The sequence below is a fragment of the Oceaniovalibus sp. ACAM 378 genome, assembly GCF_008085915.1.
Lineage (GTDB): Bacteria > Pseudomonadota > Alphaproteobacteria > Rhodobacterales > Rhodobacteraceae > Oceaniglobus.
Genome location: NZ_VSJK01000003.1, coordinates 108,047 through 120,003 on the forward strand (window position 1 = coordinate 108,047; position 11,957 = coordinate 120,003).

An 11,957-nucleotide genomic window follows, 5' to 3' on the forward strand; every position below is an offset into this window, starting at 1 on the left:
CACCGGCACGACGCGCAGGAGATGCAGATGCACGGGGTATATCGCGGCCTTGGGCCTGATGTTCAGGGTCAGGTCGGGCAGAGCATCCATGGCCTGCCTCTGCGCGTATCGCGCGGCGGGGATTATCTGCGTGGCGTCACCAGATTGGCCATCAGGCGGAACGCACCGGGGGTCAGGTGCTCCAACTGGTGATGCAGGATCAGGGAGGTGTGGGTGTGCCGACCCTTGCCGATGTCTGCGGTCAGCAAAGCGCCCCGGTGTGGCGCCTCATCCGGGTCGGCCATCTCCAGCAGAGGGCGATAGGCATCGCCCCAGCCCTTGGCGAAATACAGCCCGCGTTCCTTGTGCCATCCCTGCCAATCCTGCGGGCCGATGGCGTTGGGCGTGGTCAACAGCGGGTGATCCGACAGTTGCGTCACCGTCGAGTTTTCATCTGTCACCCGCCAACGCAGTGACGGCTGGCCGATCTCGATATCCAGCCCCGCCGCCGACCAGTTGTCCCAAGGCCGATGATACAGCGTCAACAGGTTGCCACCCCGTTCGACCCAATCGCGCAGGCGCGGCATCAGCGCCGCCAACCCGTTGCGAAACTTCAGTGCGAATATGCCGATCAACACGGTATCAAACCCGTTCAGTGCCTGGTCGGACAGGGTGGTGTCCGGCTGCTGCACATCGCAACCGATCGCCGACAGCCAATGTGCCACCCGGTCGTTGCCCCCCGAAAACACGGCGATCCGCGCCTTTGGGACGGCAACATCGACAACCCGCAGCGCCAGCCGCGCCGGAGCAAGATGCAGGGTCGGCGCGATGTGGTGATGCAGAATGCGCCGCGCGGCCAATGCCGGCTGCCGGTCCAGCGTCAGGTCGATCTGGTGCAGGCCCGGCGCGACATCGGCGGGCGGGGTCAGGGCGAATCCGTTTTCGGTGCGCATGGTCTGCCAATCTTCTGGCAGGATCAAAGCGGCGATGGCTTTGGGCGGATGGATATCGCCCAAAGTTACTGAAAGGGCGCGGGGTGCGGCAATGTTGAACACCTCGGCGGCGGGGCTCATCGTGGCGGATCGCGCCGGTTGCAGCACCGGCGGCGTTTCCAACGCGATGCGCGTTGTGGAGTCCACTCCGAGGATACGCAGGGTGACGGCCAATGCGGGGGCAGGGGGCGTGTCGGGCAGGAATGTGTCGCGATAGGCGTCAAAGGGTGTGGCATCGGTGCCCGGTGTCAGGCCGGATTCGTCGGCCCGCCAGCCGTGCGGCAGCAGCAGGTCGACCGTGGCCGAATCCGCCCTACCCACATGGGTTTCCAGCGTGACGGCGGTTGTTTCGTCCGGGCGCAGCCAGTCATCGGCGGTGCGTCCGATCACCGTCACACCCGCAGCGATGCGGATCAGGTGCGAAAGCTGGATCTCCTTGCGGGACAGACGATGGAGCACCTCGGCCTCTGCGCTGGGCGGGCAGGTTTCGCGCGCCGTTCGGATCAGCGTCAGCGCCCGCACGGCATGGGGTAGGATCGCCGCGCCATCCGGAAATGCGGCGCGGGCCTCATCCATCGCCTGTTGCGCCTGAGCCAGAGTGTCGTCCAATCCGGCTGCCCCGGCATATCCGGCCAGTTGTGCGAGCGACGCGGGCAATCCGGCGGTCAAGCCAACGTCCGGCCCGGCAACCCGTGTGTCTGCCAGATGCAGCGGCCAGTCGCGGAACGTATCGGCGGGCACCCAGCGCCCCATCGCCTGCGTCGCGTGAAACACGCGCGAGCGCTGGCCGATCTGCTCCCACGTCCAGCCGGTGACTGGATCGCAGCCCTGACCGGGGATCGCCAGCGTGGCAGGCGGGGGTGGCAGCGCATCATCATAAGCCTGCCCCGCGCCCGACCAAGCGGGCAGATACAGCTTTTTCACCTGCCACACCGGCAGATCACAGCCCGAAAACTCCGGATCGGCGGCCAGATCGATCACCAGATGCGCCGCCTCGGTCATTGCCCGGTGGTGACCATGCTGGCCGGGCACGTCCAGAAACGTCGGGCAGATGATGTCGGGCCGTTCGGTGCGCAGGATATGGACGAAACGCGCCAACGTCCGCGCGCGTCCCCATTTGGCAAGCGTTTCAACCCCGCTTTTCGACAGGCCGAAATCATGCACCGGATCGTCTGCGCTGTCAGAAAGCCAATACAGGCGCAGAGGCAGGACCTGCGCCGCCGCCTCCATTTCCGCGGTGCGCAGTGCACCGAGTACGGCACCCGCCTCGGTGCCGATGTCATTCTGCCCGCCTTCGCCCCGGGTCGAGCAGGCATAGGACAGGTCGATCCCGTCGCGCCATGAAAGTGCTGCCAGCATGCCCGAGATCTCGTCATCGGGATGTGCGCCGGTGTTCATGAAGCTGACGCAGGATCTCAGGGGATTCAATGCGCGCCACAGGGCGATGATACGAGGTGTTTGCGCGGCGATACGGGCGGAATTGGAAAGGGGCATATCGGCTCCGGTATGGTCAGACCGCGACGGCGATCTGTGGCGTGAATATGTGGTGGACGACCGATAAGTTACGGCCCGGGGCCGTCGTCATCCGCCACGACGCGTATCAGTCGGCAACCGTGCGACCGTGACAATTGCGATGATATGCGCAGGGGCCGCAGGAAACGACCACAATTCGCGGGTATACCACGTCGCTTGTTTACTGAAATGGGTTGCGTTATTTATTAGGGAAGGCGGTCAAAGAACTGCCACGCCATCTCCAACGCCCGGATCGGGCCGAACAGGGAGTTCACCATGACAATCAGACGGATCCCGGGCCTTGCCCGCGCGACACTGTTTGCGACAGCAACTTCGGTCGCCGGTCTTTTGGGCAGCGCGGCCCATGCTGTTGAAATCCAGTATTGGCAGTATTTCTTTGACGCCCGCATCGCGGCGATGGAACAGTTGATCGAGAAGTTCGAGGCAGCAAACCCGGACATCACGGTCAAGATGACCCATTTCCCCTATGCCGATTATCGCACCAAGGTTGCAGCGGCGGTTCCGGCCGGCGAGGGGCCGGATGTGGTGCAGTTGTTCTATGGCTGGCTGAACGACTATGTCGATGCCAAGCTGATTCAGCCGCTGCCCGCGGATGTCTTTCCGGTCGACAGAATTGATGCCGAATTCTTCCCGATGGTTCAGGCGATGAAAGAGGGCGATTCCTATTGGGCACTGCCGACCGCCGTGCGCAGCCTTGCCTTGTTTTACAACGAACGGCTGATGGAAGAGGCGGGGATAGACGCCCCGCCCGCAACGCTGGACGAACTGGTCGCAGCCGCACAGGCGATGACCAAGCTTGACGGTGCGGGCAATGTGACAACCGTTGGCCTGACCGCAGGAATGACCGCGCAAGACCACCATTGGCTGCGCGAGGTTCTGGTGCGGCAGATGGGTGGCGAGCCTTATCTGGATGACTATACCAAGGTGAACTATGACACCGAGGCAGGGCGCAAGGCCCTGGATTTCTATACCGGTCTGGCATCGGGCACGCCGCCCGCCACGTCATTCGGATTCATGGATGAACCACAGGCGGCGTTCAAGGCGGGCCGTGCGGGCATGCACATCGACGGATCGTTCCGCATTGGCGCACTGGCCGAAATCCGTGGGCTGAAATGGGGGGTGGCCGAACTGCCCGCCGGGCCGGACGGGACAAAATCCAACTATTCCTCCTATTGGGTCAACGCGATCACCACCAAGGCCGAGGGCGAAAAATTCGACGCGTCGGTCAAGTTCATGGAATATATCGTCAGCGACGAAGCGATGCAGTTGTGGCTGGATGTGGTCGGTGAATTGCCCGCCAAACCGTCGGTCGGCATGACGGAAAAGAACGCCAACGATCCGGTGTTCGGCCCGTTCATCCGCGGACTTGAGTATGCTCACACAACCAAGTTCGTGAATGAAAGCGCCCAGCGCGACGTGCTGGTTCAGATGGTCGACAAGATCATTCTGGAGGGCGGCGATCCCGCGGCCGCCCTGTCCGAGGCGGCAGCCGCAGAACAGAAGATTATCGACGACGCAAAGTAACGACGCCGCAAGGTGCGGGCGGCCTCCGGGGCCGCCCGATCTCCAGCGAGGGGCCAACCAAAGGCGCGCGCGATGTACAAGAGCCTGACCATCCGTCAGAAGCAGATCGTCTGGGCCTGGGGCTTCCTGGCCCTTCCGGTGCTGTTCTATACGGTGATCCGGTTCTATCCGACGGGCAATGCCATCCTGATCAGCTTTCAGAACTGGAACCTGCTGGGCACCCGGACTTGGGCCGGGTTCGACAATTACATCAAGCTGTTCAATGATCCGGTGTTCTGGAAAGTGTTTGCCAACACCTTCAAATACTTGTTGATCGGCACGCCGCTCAGTCTCTTGATCTCATTCATCATCGCCTATCATCTGGATCAGTTGCGGTTCATGCACGGGTTTCTCAGGATGCTGTATTTCCTGCCCTTCATGACATCCGCCGTGGCGATGGCCTGGGTCTGGCGCTGGTTCTATCAGCCGGTGCCGACGGGGCTGTTCAACAACCTGCTGGCGTCGGTTGGTATCGGGCAGATCGCGTTCCTGAATTCCACCACCAATGCGCTGCCCGCGATCCTTGCCCCGGCGATCTGGGCCGGGCTGGGGTTTCAGATCATCATCTTCATGGCTGGTCTGCGCTCGATTCCCAAAAGCTATTACGAGGCGGCGCGGATCGACGGCGTTGGCTGGTGGACGATCCTGTGGGAAATCACCCTGCCGCTGTTGAAACCCACCATCGTGTTCATCGTGGTGTTCAGTTCGATCGGTTTCCTGCGGATCTTCGACCATGTGTTCAACATGACCACGAACAATCCGGGCGGGCCGCTGAATTCGACCAAACCGCTGGTCCTGATGATCTATGACACAGCGTTCAGTTCCTTCGATATGGGATATGCCGCCGCACAGACGGTTGTTCTGTTCACCGTCCTGCTGGTGGTGTCACTGGTGCAGCTGCGCATCCTGAGGGACAAATGACCGTCGCCGACAGCATCCGCCCGACCAGTGACGCTCTGTTGTCGGTCACAGCGCCCAAGCGGCCCGCCAACATGGGGCAGATCATCCGCTGGCTGCTGCTGTTTCTGGGTGGCGTGGCGATGGTGATGCCAATCGCCTATATGATCTCGACCTCGCTGAAATGGCCGCACGAGGTGTATAACGTCAACCTGATCCCCGATGAGCCGACGATCGAAAACTATACCTATGTGCTTGAGGACGGGCGATTCTATCACTGGTTCGTCAATTCGCTCGTCATTGCCACGTTGACCACCGTCTCGAACATCCTGTTCGACAGTCTGGTCGGCTATACCCTGTGCAAATTCCGCTTTCCGGGGCGCTATATCATCTTCATCGCGATCCTTTCGACGCTGATGATCCCGACGGAAATGCTGGTCATCCCCTGGTATCTGATGAGCCAGCAATTCGGCTGGCTCGACAGCTATTGGGGCATCATGTTCCCGGGGCTGATGACCGCCTTCGGCACCTTCCTGATGAAACAGTTCTTCGAAACCGTCCCCGACGATTTCATCGAGGCGGCGCGCATTGACGGGCTGAACGAGCTGCAGATCTGGTGGACCGTGGCGATGCCGCTGGTCAAACCGGCGCTGGCGGCCCTCGCGATCTTCGTGTTCCTGGGCAACTGGACCGCCTTCATCTGGCCGCTGATCGTCGCGAATTCGGTGGATATGTACACCCTGCCGGTGGGCCTGTCGTCCTTCGGAGACGAGGCGGATGTCGCCTGGGAGCTGATCATGACGGGTGCCGCAATTTCCACCCTGCCGACGCTGGTGGTGTTCCTGATTTTCCAGCGGTTCATCATCCGCGGGGTTGTCATGGCGGGACTCAAAGGATGAAACTGCGCGCGTGGAGCGGTCGGAGTATGAGTATTTGGACAAAGAAGAAGCCTGTGTTTCTTCTTTGCATAAATACTCACTCGGAAACTAGCCGCAGGCGCAACCGGTGGGGTGTTTGAGACGATGACCGACACGTCCACCTTTCCCGATCCGGTCTATCGCGACACGGTGCTTGCGCCGCTGTTCGAGGGCGTCAAGATGCACCATGCGCGCCATATGGGACAGATCAACCGCGCCCATCTGGTGATGCTTGGCGAGGTCGGCATTCTGTCGCCGGAGCACTGCCGTGCGATTGCGCGCACTCTGGCCGCCATCGAGGCCGAGATCGATCTCGCCGCTCTTAACTATACCGGTGAGCATGAGGATTACTTTTTCCTGATCGAAGCGGAGTTGAAACACCGCCTTGGCGACCCCGGCGGCGCGTTGCACACAGCGCGGTCGCGCAACGACATGGATCACACGCTGTTCAAACTGGCTTTGATGGACAAGGGCAACGCGCTGTTGGCGGGGCTGTGCGGGTTGATCGACGCGCTGCTGACGACGGCCCGGCGCGAACGCGATACCCTGATCGTGGCCTATACCCATGGGCAGCCGGCGCAGCCTTCGACCTTTGGCCATTATCTGTCTGCGATGATCGAAGTGATGCAGCGCGACGGCGAACGGTTGGAGCAGGCACTGAAAACCGTTGAACTCTGCCCCATGGGCGCGGCGGCGATCACGACCAGCGGTTTCCCGGTGGACCGGGCGCGTATGGCCGAACTGCTGGGGTTTCGCGAGCCGCTGCTGAATTCTTACGGCTGTATTGCCTCGGTCGATTACATCACCGGGCTGTATTCCGCGATCAAGCTGGTGTTCCTGCATCTGGGCCGGTTGGTTCAGGATTTCGCGTTCTGGAGCGCGTTTGAGGTCGGGCAGCTTTATGTCCCCAACAGTCTGGTGCAGATCAGTTCAATCATGCCGCAGAAACGCAATCCGGTGCCGATTGAACACCTGCGCCATCTGTCCAGCGTCACGGTGGGCAGATGCGACATGGTGGTGAACACAATGCACAACACACCCTTTACCGATATGAACGATTCCGAGGGCGAGGTGCAGCAGGCCGGTTATGCCGCATTCGACTCGGGCAATCGGGTTCTCGCTTTGCTGACCCGCTTTGTTCCGGCCTGTTCGATCAATGCCGACCGGGTGCGCGCCAACACCGATGCGGCCTGTATCACGATCACCGAATTGGCCGATACGCTGGTGCGTGATGAGGGGCTGAGTTTTCGCCAAGCGCACGAGGTTGCGGCGAAAACGGCGCGCGCGGTGATTTCTGACCGCCAGCCACTCAGCGAAGGATACACCGCCTTTGCGGCCGCGTTCCAAAGCGGGGAAGGACGCGCGCCGCAGATCGCGGAGGGCCAGTTCCGCACCGCCGTCGCGCCCGAAAGTTTTGTTGCCCGCCGCGACCGCCCCGGCGGCCCGGCACCCGCCGCGCTCGAACATGCATTCGAGACCTATGGGCAGGCGCACGATACTCTTTTGTCGGCCGCTGCGCAGCGCGACAGGCGCCGGGCAGATGCCGCCCGCGATCTTTCATCCGCCTTTGCCGCCTTGTTAGAGGATTGATCTCTTGGCCACCCTAGCCCTCAGGAACCTTGTCAAACGCTATGACAAGACCGAAGTCTTGCACGGCATCGACCTTGAGGTCGCGGACGGAGAGTTCGTGGTCTTTGTCGGGCCATCGGGCTGCGGTAAATCCACCACTTTGCGGATGATTGCCGGGTTGGAAGAGGTCACGCAAGGCACCATTGAAATCGGCGGTCGTGTGGTGAACAATCTCGAGCCGAAGGATCGCGACATCGCCATGGTGTTCCAGAACTATGCGATTTATCCGCATATGACGGTGCGAAAGAACATCGGGTTCGGCCTTCGCACCGCCAAGATGACCAAACTGGAAAAGTCCGCGCGGCTTGAAGAGGTCGCGGCGATCCTTGATATGACCGACCTGCTGGAGCGCAAGCCGAGCCAGTTGTCAGGCGGACAGCGCCAGCGTGTTGCCATCGGGCGGGCCATGGTGCGCGATCCGGCGGTGTTTCTGTTTGACGAGCCGCTGTCCAATCTTGACGCGCAGTTGCGCACCCAGATGCGGCTGGAGATCAAGAAACTGCACCAGAGGGTCGGCAATACCATCGTCTTTGTCACCCACGATCAGGTCGAGGCGATGACCATGGCCGACAGGATCGTCATCATGAAAGACGGTCATATTCAGCAGGTTGGCACCCCGGCCGAGGTCTATCATTCGCCCGCCAATGCTTTTGTCGCCCGGTTTATCGGTGCGCCCAGCATGAACATGCTGCCCGCAACTGCAAAGGACGGCGCGATCAGCATTGCAGGCGGTGCACCGCTGGATCTGGCCCGCGCCCCCGATGGCGTGCTGAACGTGGGGGTGCGGCCTGACGATCTGGTGCTGACTGGCGGCGTGCCGATCCTGACGGGCCGCGTCACCGTGCAGGAGCCGCTGGGCAATGAAACGCTGATCTATGTTGATGCGGGTGCGCAGGCAGGGGGCGAGGTGATCGCCAAGGCGGATGGCCGCACACCGCCGGCGGTCGGCTCTACCGTGACGCTCCATGCGGATCCGGGCGCGCTGCACTTGTTTGACGCCACGACTGGCGTGACGATCCGATGACTGCGGTGCCCAGCCCTGACGGCGTGCTCTGTGTTGGGAGGCTTTATTGCGATCTGGTGTTCACCGGGCTGCCTGCCATGCCGCAACTGGGGCGCGAAACCTATGCCAAAGGCGTCAGCCTGCATGCGGGGGGCGGCGCGGTGATCACTGCGGCGCATCTGGCACAGCTTGGCCGACCCGCCTATCTGGCCGCCTATTGGCCCGCGCCGCCCTTCGCCGAGTGTTTGCGGGCCGACGTGGAGGCGGTGGGTATCGTTGCCGCCCTGTGCCGCCCGTCAGAGAGCGATGAGCCACAGATCACCGTTGCGATGAACGGCGACGGCGACCGTGCATTCCTGACACGTCGTGTCGGTGCGGCGGTTCCCCGGCTGCACCGAAGCGATCTGGCAGGGATTGGCCACCTGCACATCGGCGAGCTGGCCACATTGATCGAATGTCCCTGGTTGCTGGATCTGGCACGCGGGGCGGGGGTGAGCATCTCGCTGGATTGTTCGTGGGACGATCGGACAACGGCGGATGTGGGCGCGCTGATCTCTGCCGTGGATGTGTTCATGCCGAACGAGGAAGAGGTGGCGCAACTGTCGCACCTTGGTCTGACGGGTTTGCTGGCGCCCCTGACGGTGATCAAACGTGGCGCTGCGGGGGCCCGCGCGGTCACCGAACACGCCAGTGTCGATATGCCGACTGTGCCCATGCCGGTGATTGACACCACGGGCGCGGGCGATGCGTTCAACAGCGGATTTCTGGATGCCTGGTTGTCGGATCTGCCGCTGGACCGGTGTCTTGCAGCAGGCAATGCGCGCGGTGCGGTTGCGGTCCAGCAAAGCGGAGGGTTCACCTGCGCCCCGCCCGAACCGCAACGCGCCGCCGCGTTACGTTAAGCGTTCAGAAACAGCTCTCGAGCAGGATGCGCGTATTCTCTGACGTCATCTCAACCGGATTTCCGCCGCAGCTTGGGTCCTTCAAGGCGCCGGAAAGCAACCGGTCGATATCCGGATCGGTCACGCCCAGAGCCGTCAGGTTGGCGGGAATTCCAAGGGTCGCATTCAACTCGCCGACAAACTCATAGAACCCGTCGAACCCGCCCGGGATGCCAAGGTATGCCGCCGCCGCCGCAAGACGCTCTTCGACCATCGGGCGGTTGAAACGGAGCACCGGTTGCATCACCACCGCGTTCGTCGTGCCGTGGTGAGTGTGATATATCGCGCCAACCGGATGGCTGATCGCGTGGATCGCCCCCAACCCCTTTTGAAACGCCACCGCACCCATCATCGCCGCCGACATCATGTTTGCCCGCGCCGTCAGGTCGCCGGGCGTGGCAAAAACAAGCGGCAGATTTTCTTTCACCAGCCGCAATCCTTCCAGCGCGATGCCTTGGGACATGGGGTGATAATGGGGCGAGCAATAGGCCTCAAGGCAATGGGCGAAGGCGTCCATGCCGGTGCCCGCAGTGATCGCCGCAGGCATGCCGACGGTCAGTTCGGGATCGCAGATCACCACAGTCGGCATGAACTTGGGATGAAAGATGATCTTTTTCTCGGCGGTTTCGCTGTTGGTGATGACCGAGGCGCGGCCCACTTCGCTGCCGGTCCCGGCGGTTGTCGGGACGGCGACGATGGGATGGATCGCGTCCGCATCGGCCCTTGTCCACCAGTCGTCGATATCCTCGAAATCCCACAGGGGGCGGCTCTGACCGGCCATGAAGGCCAGCACCTTGCCCAGATCCAACCCCGATCCGCCGCCGAACGCCACCACGCCGTCATGCCCGCCGTCGCGGTAAACGCGCAGTCCATCGGCGACATTGCGTTCGTTCGGATTTGGGTCGACGTCTGAAAACATCGCATCGCCAAGCCCGGCCTCTGCCAGCAGCTTCAATGTCTTGCGCGTGATCTCCATGCCGGCCAATCCGCGGTCCGTGACCAGTAGCGGGCGCGAAATCCCGGCGGCGCGGCAGGCGTCGGCGATTTCAGATATTCGCCCGGCACCGAAGCGAATTGCGGTGGGGTATGACCAGTTGGCACGCATGTCTCAGCCCTTTTTCAAATGATAGGATTTTGGCCGGGTCAGCGCCCCGAAGGCCAGTTGCGACAGGCCGGTGCCGCGTCCGGTGTCCTTGCACCCGGTCCAGCACAGCGCCGGGTCAAGATAATCGCAGCGGTTGGCGAACACCGTTCCCGTCTCGATCCGAGCACCGACAGAATTGGCACGCTGGCGGTCGGCGGTCCACAAGGATGCCGTCAGCCCATAGGCACTGTCGTTCATCAGCGCGATCGCCTCATCGTCGGACGACACTTTCATGATGCCAACGGCGGGGCCAAAGGTTTCGTCCGTCATGATCCGCATGTCATGGGTCACGCCGGTCAGGATCTGGGGCGCCAGATAGGCGCCGCCATCGTCGGAAAACTTTTTGGCATCGATCAGCGGGGTCGCGCCATCGGCCACGGCCTCGGCCACCTGGGCGCGGACTTCTTTCGCGAAACGGGCGTGGGCCATGGGCCCCAGCGTGGTTTCCGGGTCCAGCGGATTGCCCAGACGATAGGCTTCGGCCAAGCCAACTGCGCGATCAACAAAGTCGGAAAAGTGCCGTTCGTGCACATAAATCCGTTCAATTCCGCAACAGCATTGTCCGGAATTGAACATCGCTCCGTCGATCAGAGTTTCTGCCGCCGCCGCCACATCGGCGTCTTCCATGACATAAGCCGGGTCTTTTCCGCCCAGTTCGGTCGAGACCGAGGTGAAGGTTCCCGCCGCCGCCTGTTCCATGGCGCGCCCGCCCGCAACCGAGCCGGTGAAGTTCACGAATCCAAAGGCGCTGCTCGAAATTAGGCCCGCCGTGGTCGTGTGATCAAGAAATATGTTCTGGAATACGTCTTCGGGCACACCTGCCGAGGCAAAGGCGCGCGCCATCCGTTCGCCGACCAGCAGCGTCTGGCTGGCATGTTTCAACAGCACCGCATTGCCGGCTATCAGTGCCGGGGCAACGGTGTTGATCGCGGTCATGTAGGGGTAATTCCAGGGTGCCACGACCAGAACAACCCCATGGGGCAAGCGGTCGATCCGGCGTTCGAAGTAGGGTGAAGCCTCGATGACGATCGGAGCCAGCTCGCGCTCGGCGATCGATGCCATATATTTCGCGCGCTCTTCGAACCCGCCGAATTCACCGCCGTATCTGACCGGGCGGCCCATCTGCCATGCCAGTTCGGGAACGATCTCGTCGTTCATCGCGCCCACGGCAGCGACACCGGCCATCACCAGCGCCACGCGCTCGGCGACCGGGCGTGCGGCCCAGTCCCGTTGCGCGGTTCGCGCCCGGGTGACGACCACCGCCGCCTCGTTGAAACTCAGCGCCGGACGTTCGGCATAGACCGAACCGTCAACGGGAGAAATGCAGCGTATCACGCTGGGCATTGGGGCGTCCTTTCA

General features: G+C 62.2%; 9 protein-coding genes. 6 read left to right on the forward strand and 3 right to left on the reverse strand.

The annotated features are described in order from the left end of the window. Window positions 1–122: 122 nt before the first annotated feature. Entirely contained in the window at window positions 123–2,465 is a 2,343-nt protein-coding gene (locus FQ320_RS04530; RefSeq protein ID WP_148470411.1) for a PIG-L family deacetylase, read from the reverse strand. Between the two features lie 294 nt (window positions 2,466–2,759). Between FQ320_RS04530 and FQ320_RS04535 the strand changes: the two genes are divergently transcribed. The 6 genes from FQ320_RS04535 (at window position 2,760) to FQ320_RS04560 (ending at window position 9,415) form a co-directional block, all read left to right on the forward strand. Then, the gene (locus FQ320_RS04535) at window positions 2,760–4,028 is read left to right on the forward strand and encodes an extracellular solute-binding protein (RefSeq protein WP_148470412.1); all 1,269 of its coding nucleotides are present in this window, start codon (window positions 2,760–2,762) and stop codon (window positions 4,026–4,028) included. Window positions 4,029–4,100: 72 nt separating this feature from the next. Continuing rightward, on the forward strand, window positions 4,101–4,988 hold the full coding sequence (locus FQ320_RS04540) for a carbohydrate ABC transporter permease (protein WP_148470413.1): 888 nt from the start codon (window positions 4,101–4,103) through the stop codon (window positions 4,986–4,988). After that, a complete protein-coding gene (locus tag FQ320_RS04545; RefSeq protein ID WP_148470414.1) occupies window positions 4,985–5,863 on the forward strand; it encodes a carbohydrate ABC transporter permease in 879 nt (292 codons plus the stop codon). The genes FQ320_RS04540 and FQ320_RS04545 overlap by 4 nt, the downstream gene beginning before the upstream one ends. A gap of 123 nt (window positions 5,864–5,986) precedes the next feature. Further along, entirely contained in the window at window positions 5,987–7,471 is a 1,485-nt protein-coding gene (locus FQ320_RS04550) for an argininosuccinate lyase (protein ID WP_148470415.1), read from the forward strand. A gap of 4 nt (window positions 7,472–7,475) precedes the next feature. After that, window positions 7,476–8,534, forward strand: a complete 1,059-nt coding sequence (locus FQ320_RS04555) for an ABC transporter ATP-binding protein (protein ID WP_148470416.1) — start codon at window positions 7,476–7,478, stop codon at window positions 8,532–8,534. Beyond that, the gene (locus FQ320_RS04560; protein WP_148470417.1) at window positions 8,531–9,415 is read left to right on the forward strand and encodes a carbohydrate kinase family protein; all 885 of its coding nucleotides are present in this window, start codon (window positions 8,531–8,533) and stop codon (window positions 9,413–9,415) included. Before FQ320_RS04555 ends, FQ320_RS04560 begins: the two co-directional genes overlap by 4 nt. Before the next feature lie 4 nt (window positions 9,416–9,419). On the opposite strand, the gene FQ320_RS04565 is transcribed toward FQ320_RS04560, so the two are convergent. Next, a complete protein-coding gene (locus FQ320_RS04565) occupies window positions 9,420–10,559 on the reverse strand; it encodes an iron-containing alcohol dehydrogenase (RefSeq protein WP_148470418.1) in 1,140 nt (379 codons plus the stop codon). A gap of 3 nt (window positions 10,560–10,562) precedes the next feature. Continuing rightward, window positions 10,563–11,942, reverse strand: coding sequence for an aldehyde dehydrogenase family protein (locus FQ320_RS04570; RefSeq protein WP_148470419.1), 1,380 nt, complete (start codon window positions 11,940–11,942; stop codon window positions 10,563–10,565). Between the last annotated feature and the right edge of the window lie 15 nt (window positions 11,943–11,957).